This window comes from Ferriphaselus sp. R-1, assembly GCF_000746095.1.
Lineage (GTDB): Bacteria > Pseudomonadota > Gammaproteobacteria > Burkholderiales > Gallionellaceae > Ferriphaselus.
Genome location: NZ_JQKP01000012.1, coordinates 15508 through 33490 on the forward strand (window position 1 = coordinate 15508; position 17983 = coordinate 33490).

Annotated in this window: 19 protein-coding genes; 5 read left to right on the forward strand and 14 right to left on the reverse strand. The window is 63.4% G+C overall.

Features of this window, described 5'->3' with window-relative positions:
• Positions 1 to 4: 4 nt before the first annotated feature.
• The 10 genes from DM08_RS08215 to DM08_RS08260 all read right to left on the reverse strand — a co-directional run bounded on the left by DM08_RS08215 (position 5) and on the right by DM08_RS08260 (position 9465).
• Positions 5 to 1378 (reverse strand): class I SAM-dependent rRNA methyltransferase, encoded by a 1374-nt coding sequence (locus DM08_RS08215; RefSeq protein ID WP_081908837.1) that lies wholly within the window; start codon positions 1376 to 1378, stop codon positions 5 to 7.
• Positions 1375 to 2280, reverse strand: coding sequence for a tyrosine recombinase XerC (gene xerC, locus DM08_RS08220; protein ID WP_035384184.1), 906 nt, complete (start codon positions 2278 to 2280; stop codon positions 1375 to 1377). The genes DM08_RS08215 and xerC overlap by 4 nt, the downstream gene beginning before the upstream one ends.
• 1 nt (position 2281) lies before the next feature.
• Positions 2282 to 2902 carry a DUF484 family protein gene (locus DM08_RS08225; RefSeq protein WP_035384185.1) on the reverse strand — a complete coding sequence of 207 codons (621 nt, stop codon included), beginning with the start codon at positions 2900 to 2902 and terminating at the stop codon, positions 2282 to 2284.
• Between the two features lie 9 nt (positions 2903 to 2911).
• Complete coding sequence (gene dapF, locus DM08_RS08230; RefSeq protein ID WP_035384186.1) at positions 2912 to 3742, reverse strand: diaminopimelate epimerase; 831 nt, start codon at positions 3740 to 3742, stop codon at positions 2912 to 2914.
• Entirely contained in the window at positions 3742 to 4746 is a 1005-nt protein-coding gene (hemB, locus tag DM08_RS08235) for a porphobilinogen synthase (protein WP_035384187.1), read from the reverse strand. The genes dapF and hemB overlap by 1 nt, the downstream gene beginning before the upstream one ends.
• Before the next feature lie 207 nt (positions 4747 to 4953).
• Positions 4954 to 5565, reverse strand: coding sequence for a ribosome biogenesis GTP-binding protein YihA/YsxC (gene yihA, locus DM08_RS08240; protein ID WP_035384188.1), 612 nt, complete (start codon positions 5563 to 5565; stop codon positions 4954 to 4956).
• Positions 5565 to 6845, reverse strand: coding sequence for a glutamate-1-semialdehyde 2,1-aminomutase (gene hemL, locus DM08_RS08245; RefSeq protein WP_035384189.1), 1281 nt, complete (start codon positions 6843 to 6845; stop codon positions 5565 to 5567). Before hemL ends, yihA begins: the two co-directional genes overlap by 1 nt.
• Positions 6842 to 7471, reverse strand: coding sequence for a thiamine phosphate synthase (thiE, locus tag DM08_RS08250; protein WP_237560252.1), 630 nt, complete (start codon positions 7469 to 7471; stop codon positions 6842 to 6844). The genes hemL and thiE overlap by 4 nt, the downstream gene beginning before the upstream one ends.
• 88 nt (positions 7472 to 7559) lie before the next feature.
• On the reverse strand, positions 7560 to 8393 hold the full coding sequence (thiD, locus tag DM08_RS08255) for a bifunctional hydroxymethylpyrimidine kinase/phosphomethylpyrimidine kinase (RefSeq protein ID WP_202593391.1): 834 nt from the start codon (positions 8391 to 8393) through the stop codon (positions 7560 to 7562).
• A gap of 58 nt (positions 8394 to 8451) precedes the next feature.
• Positions 8452 to 9465, reverse strand: a complete 1014-nt coding sequence (locus DM08_RS08260) for a CDP-6-deoxy-delta-3,4-glucoseen reductase (protein ID WP_035384191.1) — start codon at positions 9463 to 9465, stop codon at positions 8452 to 8454.
• 50 nt (positions 9466 to 9515) lie between these two features.
• Between DM08_RS08260 and DM08_RS08265 the strand changes: the two genes are divergently transcribed.
• Both DM08_RS08265 and DM08_RS08270 read left to right on the forward strand, forming a co-directional pair.
• Entirely contained in the window at positions 9516 to 10382 is an 867-nt protein-coding gene (locus DM08_RS08265) for an SDR family oxidoreductase (RefSeq protein WP_035384192.1), read from the forward strand.
• 99 nt (positions 10383 to 10481) lie between these two features.
• Positions 10482 to 11081 (forward strand): peroxiredoxin, encoded by a 600-nt coding sequence (locus DM08_RS08270; RefSeq protein ID WP_035384193.1) that lies wholly within the window; start codon positions 10482 to 10484, stop codon positions 11079 to 11081.
• 71 nt (positions 11082 to 11152) lie between these two features.
• On the opposite strand, the gene pstS is transcribed toward DM08_RS08270, so the two are convergent.
• The gene (pstS, locus tag DM08_RS08275) at positions 11153 to 12181 is read right to left on the reverse strand and encodes a phosphate ABC transporter substrate-binding protein PstS (RefSeq protein WP_035384194.1); all 1029 of its coding nucleotides are present in this window, start codon (positions 12179 to 12181) and stop codon (positions 11153 to 11155) included.
• A 132-nt stretch (positions 12182 to 12313) separates the two neighbouring features.
• On the opposite strand from pstS, the gene DM08_RS08280 reads away from it, so the two are divergent.
• From DM08_RS08280 to phoR, 3 genes are all read left to right on the forward strand, one after another.
• Positions 12314 to 13858: a high affinity choline transporter 1 gene (locus DM08_RS08280; protein ID WP_035384244.1), complete on the forward strand. Its 1545-nt coding sequence runs from the start codon at positions 12314 to 12316 to the stop codon at positions 13856 to 13858.
• A gap of 66 nt (positions 13859 to 13924) precedes the next feature.
• On the forward strand, positions 13925 to 14611 hold the full coding sequence (phoB, locus tag DM08_RS08285) for a phosphate regulon transcriptional regulator PhoB (protein WP_035384195.1): 687 nt from the start codon (positions 13925 to 13927) through the stop codon (positions 14609 to 14611).
• A 51-nt stretch (positions 14612 to 14662) separates the two neighbouring features.
• Positions 14663 to 15958 (forward strand): phosphate regulon sensor histidine kinase PhoR, encoded by a 1296-nt coding sequence (gene phoR / locus DM08_RS08290; RefSeq protein ID WP_035384196.1) that lies wholly within the window; start codon positions 14663 to 14665, stop codon positions 15956 to 15958.
• Between the two features lie 91 nt (positions 15959 to 16049).
• On the opposite strand, the gene DM08_RS08295 is transcribed toward phoR, so the two are convergent.
• From DM08_RS08295 to secB, 3 genes are read right to left on the reverse strand one after another with little or no spacing between them, the layout of a single operon-like run.
• On the reverse strand, positions 16050 to 17039 hold the full coding sequence (locus DM08_RS08295) for an NAD(P)H-dependent glycerol-3-phosphate dehydrogenase (RefSeq protein ID WP_035384197.1): 990 nt from the start codon (positions 17037 to 17039) through the stop codon (positions 16050 to 16052).
• Positions 17039 to 17485 carry an SH3 domain-containing protein gene (locus DM08_RS08300; protein WP_035384198.1) on the reverse strand — a complete coding sequence of 149 codons (447 nt, stop codon included), beginning with the start codon at positions 17483 to 17485 and terminating at the stop codon, positions 17039 to 17041. The genes DM08_RS08295 and DM08_RS08300 overlap by 1 nt, the downstream gene beginning before the upstream one ends.
• Complete coding sequence (gene secB / locus DM08_RS08305; protein ID WP_035384199.1) at positions 17485 to 17973, reverse strand: protein-export chaperone SecB; 489 nt, start codon at positions 17971 to 17973, stop codon at positions 17485 to 17487. Before secB ends, DM08_RS08300 begins: the two co-directional genes overlap by 1 nt.
• Between the last annotated feature and the right edge of the window lie 10 nt (positions 17974 to 17983).

Genomic DNA, 17983 nt, shown 5'->3' on the forward strand with positions numbered 1-17983 from the left:
GCGATTACGCCACGCGCAGCACCAGCCCCTTGAGGTAAGCCCCTTCGGGGAAACTCAGCACCACCGGATGATCGGCACTGGCGTGCAGGCGATGCACGATCTGCGCCTCCACGCCCGCGTCCAGCGCCGCTCCGGCGATGATCTTCTGAAACAGGTCTTCGCTAATGCCGCCGGAGCAGGAATAGGTGAACAGCAGCCCGCCCGGTCGCAGCAGCTTGAAGCCCAGCAGGTTGATGTCCTTGTAGCCGCGCGCGGCTTTCTCAGCGAAGGCAGCTGTAGGCGCAAACTTGGGCGGGTCGAGAATCACCAAATCAAACTTGCGGTTCTGGTCACGCAGTTTGCGCAGCGCAGCGAACACGTCGGCGCATTGCCATTCGGCTTGGCTGGAATCGAGGTCATTCAACGCCACATTGCGCTCCGCCGCTGCCACCGCGTCGGCGGAGATGTCGATGGACAGCACCGACTTGGCCCCGCCGCGCAGGGCGTAAAGCGAGAAGCCGCCGGTGTAGCAGAAGCAGTTGAGCACGTCGCGATCGCGGGCCAGTTCGCCGGTGAGACGGCGGTTGTCGCGCTGGTCGAGGAAGAAACCGGTCTTTTGCCCATCCGCCACATCCACCGCAAAGCGCAGGCCGTGCTCCACCACCTCCACCGCTTCCGGCAACGCCCCGCGCACCACGCCGCTGCGAGCGGGCAAGCCTTCCAGTTCGCGACCATCGGAATCCGAGCGTTCGTACAGGCAAACGGGCTGACACAGATCCCACAGCGCGTCGGCAATGGCCTCACGCCAGCGCTCGGTGCCCGCACTGCCGAGCTGCATCACCACCACCTCGCCGTAGCGATCCACGATCAGGCCGGGCAAACCGTCGGATTCGCCGTGGATCAGGCGGCAGCCGGTGTTTTGCTCCCCCTCTCCCCCAGCCCCTCTCCCGCTTGCGGGAGAGGGGAGAAAGCCGAGGTCGCGTCGCGTGGCCAGCGCACGCTCGATGCGACGGCGGAAGAAATTGGCAGCTATGGTCTCGCTCGCCTCGAACGACCACACCCGCGCCACCATTTGCGACTGCGGGTTGTAGGCCGCCCAGGCGAGTAAACCGCCCGCCGCATCGCACACCGCCACGGTGTCGCCGGAAGCTGGCGCTCCCTCGACGTGCTCGACCGCTCCGGAGAATATCCACGGATGGCGGCGCTGCAGCGACCTTTCGCGCCCTTCCTTGAGGATCAGCGCTGGCACGCCCTCCGGCCTGTCGGCCACCCGCTCACGCACGCGGGGAAGGGACGGCTGAGTCTGGGCTGAGCGAGAGTCGCGCGGCTTGCCGCCCCGCTGATTGCGGCCACCGTAACGCTGAGATGAAGGAGATTTGGGATGTCGGGTCGAACTCATGGTTTTCTCTTGGCGCGCGGGTGAGCGCCGTCGTAGATCTTGCTCAGGTATTGGAAATCCAGGTGGGTATAGACCTGCGTGCTGGAGATGCTGGCATGGCCGAGCATCTCTTGCACCGCGCGCAGGTCGCCGGAGGATTGCAGCACATGGCTGGCGAAGGAGTGGCGCAGCATGTGCGGATGAACGCCGTGGCTGATGCCTTGCTTGATGCCCCATTCGCGCATGCGCAGCTGCACCACGCGCGGGCTGATGCGCCCGCCGCGCGCGCCCACGAACAGCGCCGCTTCACCGGCGTTCGCCAGTTGCGGCCACACTTCCAGCCAGGCGCGCAATGCCTGTTGCGCCGGGCCGCCCACTGGCACGATGCGGGTCTTGCTGCCCTTGCCGGTGACGCGCACCTCGCCCTCGGCCAGATCAGCGCGCACCGCTTCGTGGTTCAGCCCGACCAGCTCGGCCAGACGCAGACCGGAGGAATAGAACAGCTCGAACATCGCCTTGTCGCGCAGGTCCGGCGCAGTCTCGGCGGGCAGATCGACCAGGCGCACCGCCTCGTCCGGCGACAGCGCCTGCGGCAGGGTCTTGCCGGTCTTGGGCGGGCGCAGGCCGATGCAGGGATTGTCGGAATAGCGGTGGTCGCGCAGCAAGTAGTTGAAGAAGCCGCGCCAGGCCGACAGCCTGCGCGCCAGCGACTTACCGCTCATGCCTTCGCCGTGCAACTGCGCGATGTAGCGGCGGATGTGCTGGGGCTTGAGGTCGGCCAGCGGCTGAGCATCAGCCAAGCGAAACAAGGCGCGCAGGTCGCGCGCGTAGTTGCTGGCGGTGTGTTCGGAATAGCGCCGCTCGCTGCGCAGCCAGGCCAGATAGCCCGCCAGCAACGCCTCGTTCGGCGCAGCCTCCGCCATCTCAGTGGTGAGAACGCAGGGCGGCGCTCACCGCCTCGGCGATGCGTTGCAGGAACACCGTGCCCATCTCGGGGTAGAAGCGCTTGGCATCTTCGCTGGCCAGGATCAGTAAGCCGATGGAATGCTCGCCATCACGCAATGGGATGTAGGCGAACGAGCGCAGCTCAGGCCCCGTCTCGCCGAACCAGGACGCGGTCTCGTGCACGGCTTCGTGGGTACACACCGGCTGCGCCAGCCCGTCCGCGAAGGCGAGGACTTCGGCGCTGGGCGGCAAGCCTTTCCACACGTGCAGCGCAGCGTGGGGGATGGCGAAGATGTCACGCAGGCTGGCCGTGACCGCCTCCTGCAAGCTCATCAGATTGTGTCCGGCGAGCAGCGCGAGGATGAAGTTGTGCAGCTTGTTCTGCAGCGCGTCGTTCTCCTTGGCGATCTCGATGAATTCGTGCAGCTTCTTCTCCAGCAGCCGGTTCTTCTCGCGCAGCGTCAGCATCTGGCGCTCGGACAGCGAGATGGTGCGGCCACCGTGCGGATGCGGGATGTTCACTTCGGCCAGCATCCCGGCATAGGCCTCGAAGAATTCGGGGTGGTCACGCAGATATTGTGCGATGTCTTCAGCTTGCATGTTCAGTCCTCATAGGTTGATCTCACCTTCAAATACCGTCAGCGCCGGGCCGGTCATCCACACCGGCTGGCCCTCGCCCGCCCAGCGGATGGTGAGTACGCCACCGTGGGTGGCGACGTTCACCTGCTCGTCCAGCAGCCCGCGCCGTATCCCGGCCACCACGGCGGCGCACGCGCCGGTGCCGCAGGCCAGCGTCTCGCCCGCGCCGCGCTCATACACGCGCAAGCGGATATGGCCGCGATCGACCACTTGCATGAAGCCAGCGTTCACCCTGCGCGGGAAGCGCGGGTGACTCTCGATGAGCGGGCCTTGCTCCGCCACGGGCGCGGCGTGGGCATCAGCCACCACCTGCACGGCGTGCGGATTGCCCATAGACACGGCGGTGATCTCGACCGTGGAACCCGCCACCTCCAAGGTTTGCACCACCGCTTCGCTGTCGCTGACGAAAGGGATGCGCTCCGGCGCAAAGATCGGCGCGCCCATGTTCACCGTGACACGACCGTCATCCTCCAGGCGCGGCGAGATCAGCCCGCTCTTGGTCTCCACCACGATCTCGCGCTTGTGGGTCAGCTTCTTGTCGTGCACGAAACGCACGAAGCAGCGCGCACCGTTGCCGCATTGCTCGACCTCGCCGCCATCGGCGTTGAAGATGCGATAACGGAAATCCGCCTCGGGATGCTGGGCCTGCTCCACCAGCAGGATCTGGTCGCAGCCGACACCGAAATGGCGGTCAGCCAGCAAGCGTATCTGCTCCGGTGACAAGGCCAAGTCCTGACGTATGCCGTCAAGGACGACGAAGTCGTTGCCCGCACCGTGCATCTTGGTGAAGGTGAGCAACATCACTCGCCCTTCAACCAGCGCGCCGCATCCAGCGCAAAGTAGGTCAGGATGCCATCCGCCCCGGCGCGCTTGAACGCCAGCAGGGATTCCAGCACACAGGCCTGCTCGTTCAGCCAGCCGTTCTGCGCGGCGGCTTTCAGCATGGCGTATTCACCGCTCACCTGGTAGACGAAGGTCGGTGCCTTGAACTCGTCCTTCACGCGGCGAACGATGTCCAGATAAGGCATGCCGGGCTTGACCATCACCATGTCGGCACCTTCCTGCAAATCCAGGCCGACTTCCCACAGCGCTTCGTCCGAGTTGGCCGGGTCCATCTGATAGGTGTATTTGTTGCCCTTGCCCAGATTGCCCGCCGAACCCACCGCGTCGCGGAACGGGCCGTAGAAGCTGGAGGCGTACTTGGCGGAATAGGCCATGATGCGGGTGTGAATGTGACCTTCGGCATCCAGCGCCGTACGCACCGCACCAATGCGACCATCCATCATGTCGGACGGGGCGACGATGTCGGCTCCGGCGGCGGCATGGCATTGCGCCTGTCGGGTCAGCACGGCGATGGTCTCATCGTTGAGCACATAGCCGCTGTCGTCGATCAAGCCGTCCTGACCGTGGCTGGTATAGGGATCGAGCGCGATGTCGGTCATGATGCCGAGCTCGGGAAACTGGTTCTTCAGAGTGGCCACCACACGCGGCACCAGTCCGCGCGGGTTGTAGGCTTCACGCGCATCATCGGATTTCAGACCGGCATCCACCACCGGGAACAGCGCCATTACCGGCACCCCCAAACGTACACACTCGGCGGCATCCTTGAGCAGCAGATCGAGCGACTTGCGCTGCACCCCCGGCATGGATTTGACATCCTCGACCCGATTCTCGCCCTCCAACACGAACACCGGGTAGATCAGATCGGCGGCGCTCAGCTGGCTTTCGCGCATCAGGTCGCGGGAAAAGGCATCGCGGCGCATACGGCGCATACGTTTGTTCGGGTACTTTCCGAGTGTTTGCATGATGGGTCCTGAAAAATATTTTCGAAAAATCGATATTCTTGGGAACTAATTAAGGGAGAGCTTATCTGATTGCCCAGATGATGCGAGTCATCTCCCGTTTCTCCTCCCTGAGCGGGTGTCTTAACCCCCTGTTAAGACGTTTTGCCCCTGCGCCTCCCCCTTTTGGCTGCAGGGGCATTTTTTTGTCCGTGCCCACACCGAAGCGCTTTACGCCCCGGTGACTGCGCCCACCCCCAACCACTCCCCGATCACCGCGTCCGCCTCGTCCACGCCCTGTTTCTTCAGGCTGGAGAACAGTTGCACCGTGCAGTTCGGGTAGTGTGCAGCCAGCTCGGATTTTACACGGCGCAAGGTCAGCGTGCTTTCCTGGCGGCTGAGTTTGTCCGATTTGGTGAGCAGCACGTGCACCGGCTTGCCGGTGGGGGCGAACCAGTCCAGCATGCCGAGGTCGCGCGGGGTCAGCGGGTGGCGTGAGTCCATGATCACCACCAAGCCGCACAGATACTCGCGAGTCTGCAGGTAGCGGCCCAGCAGTTGCTCCCAATGCGCCTGAATGTCCGGCGGCACTTTGGCGTAGCCGTAGCCGGGCAAGTCGACCAGAAAGCGGTTGTTGCCCAACTCGAAGAAGTTGATGTGCTGGGTGCGCCCCGGTGTCTTACTGACGTAGGCCAGCCGGGTGTGGTCGGCCAGGGTGTTGATGGCGCTGGACTTGCCCGCGTTGGAACGCCCCACGAACGCGACCTCTTTGCCGCCGTGCAGCGGCAGGTCGCGCAGGTGGTTGACCGTGGTGAAGAACTTGGCTTGCCGGAAGAGTGCCATTACCAGTTGGCGAAAATCTTGTCGGCGGCAGCGATGGTCGCGGCGATGTCGGCCTCGGTATGCGCTGCCGAGACGAAACCAGCTTCGAACGCAGACGGCGCGAGGTACACGCCCTCTGCCAGCATGGCGTGGAAGAAGCGATTGAACGCGGCCTTGTCGCTGGCCATCACTTCGGCGTAGGAAGTCGGCGGCGTCGGGCAGAAATAAATGCCGAACATGCTGCCGATGGATTGCGCGCTGAACGGGATGCCATGCTTGGCGGCCACGGCGCTCAGGCCTTCAGTCATCTGCTTGGCGAGTTGCGTCAGGCGTTCGTAGAAGCCGGGCGCTTGCACCAGCTTCAACGTGGTCAGGCCCGCTGCGACTGCCACCGGGTTGCCGGAGAGCGTGCCAGCCTGATACACCGCGCCCAGCGGGGCCAGGCACTGCATGATGTCGCGACGACCGCCGAAGGCCGCAGCGGGCAGACCGCCGCCCATCACCTTGCCCAGCGTGATCAGATCAGGCTTGACGTTGAAGTGGCCGTGCGCGCCTTGCAGGCCGACACGGAAGCCGGACATCACTTCGTCTAGGATCAGCACTGCGCCGTGCTTGGTGCACAGATTGCGCATCGCATCGAGGAACTCGCGCTTGGGCAGGATCAGGTTCATATTGCCCGCGACCGGCTCGACGATCACGCAGGCGATCTCATGGCCGAACTCGGCGAAGGCCTTTTCCAGACCGGCGGCATCGTTGTAATCCAGCACCGTGGTCAACCCGGCGATCTCGGCGGGTACGCCGGAAGAGCTCGGCTGGCCGAAAGTCAGCGCGCCGGAACCGGCTTTCACCAGAAGGCCGTCGGAATGGCCGTGGTAGCAACCTTCGAACTTGATGATGCGGCTGCGGCCAGTGAAACCGCGCGCCAGACGGATCGCCGTCATCGTCGCCTCGGTGCCGGAGCTGACCAGGCGCACCATTTCCAGCGCGGGCAGAATCTTGCACAGCTCTTCGGCGATCTCCAGTTCGGCGGCGGTCGGCGCGCCGAAACCCAGACCTTCAGCCGCCGCCGCTTGCACCGCCTTGACCACTTCCGGGTGGCAGTGGCCGACGATCATCGGGCCCCAGGAATTCACGTAATCGATGTAGCGCTTGTCGTCCGCGTCCCACACGTAAGCGCCCTGGCCGCGCTTGAAGAACAGCGGCGTGCCGCCCACCGAGCGGAAGGCGCGCACCGGCGAATTGACCCCGCCGGGGATGATCTTTTGCGATTCGTCGAACAGTTCCTGATTGTGAGAAGTCATTGCTTTGCCTTGCTGAAAAGTTTTGAAAAGTCTTGCGCTGCCTGCTGTACGTCGTCTGCCGCGAACACCGCCGAGATCACCGCCAGCGCATCCGCGCCCGCCGCGATCAGTTGTCCGCCGTTTGCTACGGTAATGCCACCGATGGCAACCACCGGCACGCCGTAGTCTGCGTGCAACAACTCCGGTGTCGCCCGCACTGCGTCCGGCTTGACTCCGGAAGGGAAGAACGCACCAAAGGCGACATAGTCCGCCCCCTCGGCCACCGCCTGCTGCGCCAGCGCGGCGCGATCATAGCAAGATGCGCCGATCAGCTTGCCCGAGCCCAGTTGTGCCCGCGCTGCCGCGATTGCGCCATCCGTCGCACCCAGATGTACGCCGTCGGCCTCCACCTCCGCCGCCAGTCGCGCGTCGTCGTTGACGATGAACAGCACCCCGAACTCGCGCGTCAATCCGCGCAATGCCAGTGCTTGCTCACGCCGCACAGCCGCATCGGCGAGCTTGTTTCGGTATTGCAGCACCTGCGCGCCACCCGCCAGCACCTGTCGCGCCCGATGCAACAGGTCGGCGCTGTCCAGCGTGTCCGGAGTGATGGCGTAGAGGCCGCCGATTATCAGCCGTGAACTCAATCTGCTCTCCGAATCATGCCCTTCACCTCAATCCTCTCCCAATTGCGGGCGAGGAAGCAAACGTGAAAGTCAATTCTGAATCCTGCCGTCAATGGCGCGTATCTTCCTGCCCATCCTCGTCATCGCGCGCCCAGAACAAACGGTCCGGAATGTATTGCCCCATGCCGGCGCGGAAACCGTAGTGCAGCGCCTGCCAGGTGTATTCCTGCGCCTCCTTGACCGCCTCTTCCATGCTCAGGCCATTGGCCAGCAGGGCAGCGATGGCCGAAGCCAAAGTGCAGCCGGAGCCGTGATAGGTACCGGGCAGACGCGCCCAGTTGTCGCTGCGCACCCGACCGCGTTCGCCGTACAAGGTGTTGATGACCTTGGGCATGTTCTCGTGCGTGCCGGTCACCAGCACATATTCGCAACCGAGCTGGATGATGCGCTTGGCGCATTCGGCCAGGCTCACATCCTCGTCGTTATCCTCTTCCAACGCCAAACGGCGCGCTTCCAGACTGTTCGGGGTAAGGATGGTGGTCTGCGGCAGCAACAGCTCGCGCATCGCATCGATCATGTCTTCGTTGGCCAACTCGTCGCCGCGCCCGGAAGCCAGTACCGGATCGAGCACCAGCGGGATGTCGGGATAGTCCGAGATGATCTCGGCGATGACGGCGATGTTCTCGACGCTACCGAGCAGGCCGATCTTGAACGCCGCCACCGGCATGTCTTCCAGGATCGCGCGCGCCTGATCCGACACCCACTCGTCGTCGATCGGCATCACATCGTCCACGCCGCTGCTGTCCTGCACCGTCACCGCCGTGACCACCGACAGCGGGTGACACCCCATGCTGGCGATGGTCAGAATGTCCGCTTGTAGTCCCGCCCCGCTAGTAGGATCTGTCGCAGCGAAGGTCAGGACAATGGGCGGTGTATCGGTCAGATTGGAGGGCATGTCGGCAGGCCGGTGGAAGTAGGGTGCATTCTAACTGAATTGAGCCTCAGGACTTGGGCGCGAAGGTGAACGCATCAGAGAAAAACTCGTCTTCCGGCAGACGGCGCTGCGTGGTGTAGTCACGGTGAGCTGCTTCCACTACCACCGGCGCACCACACGCATAGACTTGATGACCGGACAGATCGGCATAGTCTTCCATCACCGCTTGGTGAACGAAGCCGGTACGCCCCGTCCAACCATCTTCCGGCAGTGCATCAGACAATACCGGCGTGAACTTGATGCCACGCGTCTCCCATTCCCGGGCGCGTTCCAGCATGTAGAGGTCGGACAGCACGCGCGCGCCCCAGTAGAAGTGCATGGGACGTTGAATGCCGATGTACAAGGCATGTTCGATGATGGCCTTGATCGGCGCGAAACCGGTGCCACTGGCGACAAAGATGATGGGTTTGTCACTGTCCTCGCGCAGGAAAAAGGTGCCCAGCGGCCCCTTGAAACGCAGGATGTCGCGCACACGCAACTCCTCGAACACGAACTGGGTGAAGCTGCCGCCGGCGATGTTGCGGATGTGCAATTCCAGCAGCTCGCCTTCGTGCGGCGCGTTCGCCAGCGAAAAGCTGCGCGGCTTGCCTTCCTTGGTGAGGATGTCGATGTATTGTCCGGCGAAGAATTGCAGTTGCTCGTTGGCCGGCAGCTTCAGCCATAGCGCCATCACGTCCGGTGCCAGCTTCTCCATACGCTCGACCCGGCTGGGTAACATGCGCACCGAGATTTGGCTGACCGCACCGATCTCCTTGCTTTCGATCACCAGATCGGAGGTCGCCTTGGCGCAACAGAACAACGCCTGGCCCGCCGCCCGTTCCGCCGCCGTCAGCGCCCCGGCCACGTGCTGACCATGCTCGACGGTGCCTTCCAGCACCCTCCCCTTGCACACGCCACAAGCACCATTACGGCAACCATAGGGCAGGTTGAAACCATGCCGATTGGCTGCATCAAGGATGGTCTCATCGGCTTCGACGGGGAAGCTATGACCACTGGGCTGGATCAGGACATTGAATTTCATGACATACACTCGGAGGCGCAAAGGCGGCGATTTTACCGCATAATCAGCGCATGGAACGGATCCTGATCATAGGCTGCGGCGATGTCGCGAGCCGCATCGTACCCTTGCTGCGCGCGCGCTACCGTATGTATGGCTTGCTGCGCGACCCCGCTCGCAACGCCAGATGGCGCGCGATGGGCGTCACTCCCATCCGCGCCGACCTCGACCACCCGGCCAGCCTGCGTCGCCTAGCCGGGCTGGCCGACATCGTACTGCACCTCGCCCCACCCGCCGCGCAAGGCGAAGGCGATGCCCGCACCCAAGCTCTGCTGGCCGCCCTGTCGCGCGGCACCCTGCCGCGCCGCCTCATCTACATCAGCACCAGCGGAGTGTATGGCGATTGCCATGGGGCGTGGGTCGATGAGACTCGTCCCACCATGCCGCAATCAGCACGCGCCCAACGCCGCGTAGCCGCCGAACGTCTGGTGCGCGACTGGGCGACCCGTACCGGCGTGCAGGTCAATCTGGTGCGGGTGCCCGGCATCTACGCCGCCGACCGACTGCCCATCGAGCGCCTGCGCGCTGGCACACCAGCCATCACCGAGGCCGAAGACAGCTACACCAACCACATCCATGCCGACGACCTGGCGCGGGCGATCATCGCCACACTGCGTTACGGCGCACCCAGCCGCACCTACCACGCCAGCGACGACAGCCAGATGCTCATGGGCGCGTACTTCGATGCCGTGGCGGATGCCTGCGGGCTGCCTCGCCCCCGGCGCATCACGCGCGCCGAAGCCGAGCACGCCCTGTCGCCCATGCTGCTTTCTTTCATGCAGGAATCACGCCGACTGAGCAACCGCCGCCTGAAACAGGAACTGAGACTGAAGCTGCGCCACCCCACGGTCTGCGATACTCTGCACGACCTTCTGCGATAAAATCTCACGCAGCGGATTGACAGCGCCGCCACTCGTAGCTAAATTGCATACCCTAGCATTTCCCTCAACCTTTCAACCCGGACTTTTAAGGAGATTCAAATGGCCGTACTCGTAGGAAAGACAGCGCCCGACTTCACCGCAACTGCGGTACTGGGCAACAATGAGATCACCGACATCACCTTTTCCGAAGTCACCAAGGGCAAGTACGCCGTGGTGTTCTTCTACCCACTGGACTTCACCTTCGTGTGCCCGTCCGAACTGATCGCCTTCAACCACCGCCTGAACGAATTCAAGGCACGCAACGTGGAAGTGCTGGGCGTATCCATCGACTCGCAGTTCTCTCATCTGGCCTGGAAGAACACTCCGGTCGAGAAGGGCGGCATCGGTCAGGTAGGCTACACGCTGGTGGCCGACATCAAGCACGAGATCTGCAAGGCCTACGACGTGGAAGCTGACGGTGGCGTAGCCTTCCGTGGCTCCTTCCTGATCGACCGCGCTGGCGTGGTGCAACACCAAGTGGTGAACAACCTGCCCCTGGGCCGCAACATCGACGAGATGCTGCGCATGGTCGATGCCCTGCAATTCACCGAAGAGCACGGCGAGGTCTGCCCAGCCGGTTGGGCCAAGGGCAAGGCAGGCATGGACGCTACACCCGAAGGCGTGGCCAAGTATCTGGCTTCGCACGCTGGCGAACTGTAATCCAGCGTTCCTGCCGTGAAAAAAAAGACCGCCGTATGGCGGTCTTTTTTTGTATCTGCGAGCCTGCGCACTCACTTGCCGTAGACCGGCACCCCCTGCCCGTCACGCAGCACCTGCCAGTTGGCACGCACTTGCTCGACCACGCTCTTGGGAACAGACACGAAGCCCAAGCCGCCGCCGGTCACGTGGCCGTAGCGATAGCCCCAGTTCATCATGCGCAACACCTGCTGCGTGTTGGCCAGACTCTTGACCACCTTGGGCACCAGCACGAAGGTCGGTGCGGTGAGCGGCCAGCTTTTGGGGCCCGGCGAATTGGTCGCCGAGGCTTCGCCGAACCCGGCTGTACCGTTCCACTGCGCGCTGACCAAAGCTGCCTCGACGTTCTCCGGCAGCGGCTTCACGAAGGCCCCCTCAGCGTTCTTGAGCGAGGCATAGACCAAGTGGTTGGTGACTGACGTGGAGTATTCCGCATACCCGATCGCCCCATCCTTACTCTTTACCGCCTCCACCATCCCCTTGCCGCCCTTGACTGCCACACCGGTCGGCCACTTGACGGTCAAACCTTGACCGACACCGCTCTTCCAGTCGGCACTGACCTTGCTGAGGTAGTTGGTGAACACATAGGTCGAGCCGGACTCATCTTCCCGGTGCACCACGATGATGGACTTGGAAGGAAGGTTCAGCAGCGGGTTGAGATCGGCGATGCGCGCATCGCTCCACTTGGTGATCTTGCCGCCATAGATACCTGCCAGCACTTCGCCGGTAAGCTTGAGCTGGCCGGCATAGATTCCGGGAAGGTTGACCACGGGGACCAGGGCCGCCGCCGCCGAAGGGAACTGCACCAGCCCCTTGCTCTCCAGTTCGGCAGCCGTCAGCGGCGCGTCCGACGCACCGAAGTCCACCGACTTTGCCGTCGCCTGCTTGATCCCCTCGCCAGAGCCCGCTGCCTGGTAGTCGATACGCTCGGTGTTGTGGGAACCGAATATCCACGCCTCGTAGAGCGGGGCCGCAAACGAGGAGCCCGCACCATGGATGTCGGCAGCCATGGCCTGGCCGCCCATCGCCCATGCCAACAGACCCAATAAGATCGAACGCTTCATCATATCTTCCCGAGTTAGAGTCAAAACGGCGACCATCTTAATTCGGCAAGACAGGATACACAAGGCATTTCATGCCGCTGCCACAGGCACTTGCTTTACAATGCCGGACATCGTTTCAGCCCCTCTGATCCCATGCTGCTCTGGTTCGTCGTCCTCTACTTACTGGCCTCCATCGGCATCGGCGTGTACGCGTCGAGCAAGGTGCACAGCGCCAAGGATTTCGCCGTGGCGGGCCGCCATCTGCCGCTGCACATCGTCACCGCCACGGTGTTCGCCACCTGGTTCGGTGCGGAGACTGTGCTCGGCATCTCCGCCACTTTCGTCAAGGAAGGCCTGCACGGCGTAGTGGCCGATCCTTTCGGCGCCTCGCTGTGCCTGATCCTGGCCGGGCTGTTCTTCGCCAACAAGCTGTACCGCATGAACCTGCTCACCATCGGCGACTATTACCGGGTGCGCTACAGCCACGCCGTGGAGCTGGTCATCACTCTGTGTATCGTGCTGTCGTACCTGGGCTGGGTGTCGGCTCAGGTCAAGGCACTGGGATTGGTGTTCAATGTAGTATCGGGAGAGAGCATCAGCCAGCCGGCAGGCATGCTGATCGGTGCGGCCATCGTGCTGACCTACACCATGTTCGGCGGCATGTGGTCGGTGGCGCTGCTGGATTTCGTGCAGATGACCGTCATCATGGGCGGCATGCTGTTCATCGCCTGGTTCGTCAGCGCCCAGACCGGCGGCGTGGGCGCGGTCGTCGCGCACGCGCAGGCGGCGGGCAAGCTGGATTTCTTCCCGCGCGGCGACTACACGCAATGGATACCGTTCATCGGTGCCTGGCTGACCATGATGCTGGGCTCCATCCCGCAGCAGGACGTGTTCCAGCGCATCACCTCGGCCAAGACCGAGCAGATCGCCGTGCGCGGCTCGGTGCTGGGCGGCTCGCTGTATTTCCTGTTCGCCTTCGTGCCTATGTTCCTGGCCTACTCCGCCACGCTGATCGACCCAGCGGTGTTCGCCGACCTGCTAGAAAAAGACTCGCAACTGGTGCTGCCGACGCTGATCCTCAACTACACGCCAGTGTTCGCCCAAGTGATCTTCTTCGGTGCGTTGCTGTCAGCCATCATGAGCTGCTCCTCGGCCACCTTGCTCGCCCCCTCGGTGGCGTTCACCGAGAACATCCTCAAACATTTCATGTTCAAACAGATGACCGACCACCAGTTCCTGCGCGCGATGCGCATCACCGTACTGTGCTTCGGTGCCGTGGTCGTGCTGTTCGCACTGAACACCAACGCCAGCATCTTCAAGATGGTGGAGAACGCCTATAAGGTGACGCTGGTGGCGGCCTTCACCCCGCTGCTGTTCGGACTGTACTGGAAGCGCTCCACCAATCAGGGCGCACTGCTGGCGATCACGGCGGGGCTAAGCTCCTGGATTCTGCTGGAGCTCTTCAGCAACGCCCACGTACCAGCCATCGAGACGTTCTGCGCCGTCTGGCCGCCCCAGTTGGTCGGCCTGCTGATGAGCATCACGGGCATGATCGTCGGCTCGCTGCTACCGCAACGACTCGGCGGCCATCTGCCGGAAGAGCCCACCCACGCTTTCCTGCATCACCACGCCGCCAGCCTGACCGACCACGTCGCCGAGCCGGTGCACCATCACCCGGCAGATCACCACCCTCGTTGATCCTGTCATGTTCCTGTCACATTACTTTCATACCATCTGCAGCGGAGTATCCCCATGGAGAAAGTAATGACCGCCAACATCCTGTTGATCGAAGACGAACCCGCCATCCTTGAGCTGCTGGCATTCAACGTGACGCAATGCGGCTTCCGCGCCCTCCGGGCACTGGATGCCGAGGAAGCGATGACGCACATCAACCGCGCCTTGCCCGACCTGATCCTGCTCGACTGGATGCTGCCCGGCACCTCGGGCATCGAGATCGCTCGCCGCTTGCGCGCCGATGCGCGCACCCGCAACGTGCCCATCATCATGCTGACTGCACGCGGCGACGAGCGCGACAAGGTCCTCGGCCTGGAATCCGGTGCGGACGATTACATGACCAAACCCTTCTCGCCGCGCGAGCTGATGGCGCGCATCCGTGCCGTGTTGCGCCGTCGCACGCCGCAGATGAGCGACGATCTGGTGCAAGTGGCCGGACTGGAACTATCGCCGACCTCGCATCGGGTGAGCGCCCACGGCTCGCCCATCGAACTCGGCCCGACCGAGTTCCGCCTGCTCCATTTCTTCATGACCCATCAGGAGCGGGTGTACAGCCGCGCCCAGTTGCTCGACCAGGTGTGGGGCGACCACGTGTTCGTCGAAGAACGCACCGTCGATGTCCACATCCGCCGCTTGCGTCAGGCGCTGGAAGCCTCCGGCTGCGACCGTCTGGTGCAGACCGTGCGCGGCAGCGGCTATCGTTTCTCCGAGAGTTGACCGCACAGCGAACCCAGCCCGTATAATCAGCGCCCACAACGGGAGGATGACGTGACAGACTTTTGGCAAAGGGTGACGCTGCCCATCGCGGGCTTATTGATACTGGCACTGCTGCTGTGGGCGGTGTTCGGTGCCGTGGCCGCCCTGCTGCTGTTCGCGCTGGCCCTGCTGGTGCTGTACGTACTGCACTTGCGCCAGATGGCTGCCTTCGAGTTCTGGCTGGCCAGCCCCAAGGAGCGCGAGATTCCCGAAGGTCATGGCGTATGGGAAGACCTGTTCGCCACCCTCAACCAGCTCATCAAGCGCCTGCGCAAAAAGCAGGACCAGCTCTCCCAGGCCTTGCACTACATGGAACAGGCCACCTCGGCCCTGCCCGAAGGCGTGGTCATCCTGGACGGTGCCGACCGCATCGAATGGTGTAACCCGCTGGCCGAGAAGCACTTTGGCCTGGACACCCGCCACGACATCGGCCAGCAGATCACCTACCTCGCCCGCCAGCCCGAATTCGTCCAGTACCTGGCCATGGCACAATTTGCCGAACCCTTGTTGCTGCGCGGCGTGCGTCAGGACGACCTGGTACTGTCGATCAAGGTCATCGCCTACGGCGGCGACAAGAAACTGCTCATCAGCCGCGACGTGACTCATCTGGAGCGCATCGACACCATGCGCCGCGACTTCGTCGCCAACGTCTCGCACGAACTGCGCACCCCGCTCACCGTGGTCAACGGCTTCGTCGAGACGCTGCTCGACATGGAAGACCGCGACTGCGACATGGCCAAGCGCGGCCTGCAACTGATGGGCGAACAGACCGAGCGCATGACCCGGCTGGTGGACGACCTGCTCACCCTGTCACGCCTGGAGAGCGACAACAGCGCACTGCACGAAGAGCCCGTGGACGTGCCGCAACTGCTGGAGCAGGTGATGCAGGAAGGGCTGCGCCTGAGCAACGGCCAGCACACACTCAGACTTGATCTGGAAACGCAGGACAAGCTGCTGGGCAACCTCGCCGAACTGCACAGCGCCTTTGGCAACCTGTGCAGCAACGCCATCCGCTACACCCCGGCGGGCGGCGCAGTCACCCTGCGCTGGCAGACCGTCGACGGCCAACCCGTGTTCAGCGTGCAAGACAGCGGCATCGGCATCGCCCCACAACACATCCCGCGCCTCACCGAACGCTTCTACCGCGTAGACCGCAGCCGCTCCCGCGAGACCGGCGGCACCGGCCTGGGCCTCGCCATCGTCAAACACATCGCCAACCGCCACCAGGCCAAACTCGTCATCACCAGCGAAGAAGGCCAAGGCAGTACCTTCGCCCTGCAATTCCCGGAAAAACGCAACACCCGCTAGAAACCGGCCCACCCTGCATGAATGCAGGGGCTAGGCGATCCCAATATCAGCCACTACCGCCTCTCGCTCACGCAAGGTCTGTGTAAGAAAACTACTGGAACTCGGAGTTCGGTGCGCGGCTGAGCAGGGCTTCGACGGCGGTGGCGGCGGGGATGTTTTCGTAGAGGATGCTGTAGACGGTCTGGCAGATGGGCATGTCGACATCGAGCTGGACGGCGAGGCGGTGGACTTCACGCACGGTGTAAACGCCTTCGGCGACGTGGCCGAGCTGTTCGAGGATGTGGGGCAGGGTCATGCCTTGCGCCAGCAGCAGGCCGACCTGGCGGTTGCGCGAGAGGTTGCCGGTACAGGTGAGGATGAGGTCGCCTGCACCAGACAATCCGCCCAGCGTCTCGCCTTTGCCGCCCAACTTCAGCCCCAAGCGGGAGATCTCCGCCAATCCTCGGGTGATCAGGGCAGCGCGGGCGTTGCAGCCGAAGCCCAGGCCGTCGGCGATGCCGGCGGCGATGGCGAGGACGTTCTTCACTGCGCCGCCGACTTCCACGCCGATCACGTCGTGGCAGGTGTAGACGCGCAAACGGGCGTGGTGCAGGGCGTTGGCAGTATGGCGTGCGAATTCGGTATCGCCGGAGCCGAGGGTGAGCGCGGTGGGCAGGCCGCGTGCCACTTCGAGGGCGAAGCTGGGGCCGGACAGGACTCCGCGCGAGAACGTGGCGGGCAGGACCTGGGCAACGACCTGATGCGGCAGTAGCGAGGTCTGAGCCTCGAAACCTTTGCACAGCCACAGCACGCCGGTGGGTGCGGAGCGCTGGGCGATACGTTGCAGGGTGGCGCGCAGGGCGGACACCGGCACGGCGACGATCAACAGCTCGGCAGCCGCGAGGGCAGTATCGAGATCGGCGCTGAGCCGCAGGGCCTCGGGCAGGGTCACGTCAGGCAGGTAGTGCTGATTGATGCGGGTCGCCGCCATCTCGGCCAGCTGCGCCTCATTGCGCCCCCACAGGGTGACTTGATGATGGGCAGACAGGCTGATCGCCATGGCCGTGCCCCAGGCTCCCGCGCCGAGTACGCTGATGTTCACTATTCGCCCCAGACTTCGTTGGATCTTATGTAGCCGGAGATGCCGTCCGGGTGGCGCACTTCCAGCCAGCCGGTCTCGGTGTTCTGCTTGAGCTCCAGCAGTACGTTCTGTGCCACTTTGAACAGTACGGAGGATGCGACATCGGCGGAAAGGTGCACGTCGGCGGTCGGCACGGTCACCATCAGGGTGCGCCGCTTGTCGAGCGCCTTGCTTTCCATCCAGGACATCTTGCCTGCGCTGTCGCGCACTTTGACCCAGTCGGCGTTGTCGATGACGATCTCCAGCGGCATGCCGCGACTGGCGATGGCGAGCTTCTTTGAGGTCGCCTGCGGCAGGTCGTAGCAGATGGCGGGATGCGCGCCCACTGAACGGTATTCCAGCGCCGACACCTGGCCCGCCGCGAACGTCAGTCCGGCGAAGCAGGCAAGGTAGGCGATGGTTCTCATCAGTGGGTGGTGGCGGAGGCGGCTTCCTGCTGCGCTTGCTGTTCCTTTTGCTGCAGGTACAGCGATTCGAAGTTCACCGGGTTGAGCAGCACCGGGGCGAAACCGGCACGAACGGAAGCGTCCGAGACGACTTCGCGCAGGTAGGGGTAGAGCATGTTCGGGCACATCACGGCCAGCAGCGGGTCGATGTTCTCGGCGGGCACGTTGCGGATCTGGAACACGCCGCCCTGGGTCGCCTCGATCAGGAACATCACCTTGTTCTCCTGTTCGGGGATGCTGGCAGTGACGGTGACGGTGATCGTCACTTCGAACGCGCCCTCTTCCAGTTGCTTGGCCTGGCTGTGCAGTTGCAGGTCGATCTGCGGGTTGACGCGCTCCAGATAGATGGCGGGCGCGTGGGGGACTTCCAGCGACAGGTCCTTGACGTACAGTTTCTCGATGCTGAACAGCGGGGCTTGCTCTTGATTGGTAGCTTCAGTCATGCTCATTCCTTCGATT